Origin of the sequence: Clostridium sp. CMCC3677 (assembly GCF_023845585.1) — a bacterium.
Lineage (GTDB): Bacteria > Bacillota > Clostridia > Clostridiales > Clostridiaceae > Clostridium > Clostridium aquiflavi.
Genome location: NZ_JAMQHS010000069.1, coordinates 1 through 256 on the forward strand (window position 1 = coordinate 1; position 256 = coordinate 256).

Annotated in this window: 1 protein-coding gene; it reads left to right on the forward strand. The window is 73.8% G+C overall.

The window, feature by feature from the left end:
* Positions 1–256, forward strand: a 256-nt coding sequence (locus NG901_RS16765; RefSeq protein WP_502800140.1) for a 3-dehydroquinate synthase family protein, incomplete at both ends; no start/stop codon positions are given.

Sequence of the window (256 nt, forward strand, 5' to 3'; positions counted from 1 at the left end):
CGAGGGCGTGGCCTGCGGCATGGCGCTCGCCTTCCGCTATTCGGCCCGCATCGGGCTGTGCCCGGCGGAGGATGCGGCGCGCGTCGCCCGCCATCTCGCCGCCGCCGGGCTGCCGACGACGCTGGCCGCCGCCGGCATCGACGCATCGGGCGAGGCACTCGTCGCGCACATGCTCCACGACAAGAAGATGGCGGGCGGCAAGCTCCCCTTCCTGCTGGCGCGCGGGATCGGCCGGACCTTTCTCGACAAGCAGGTC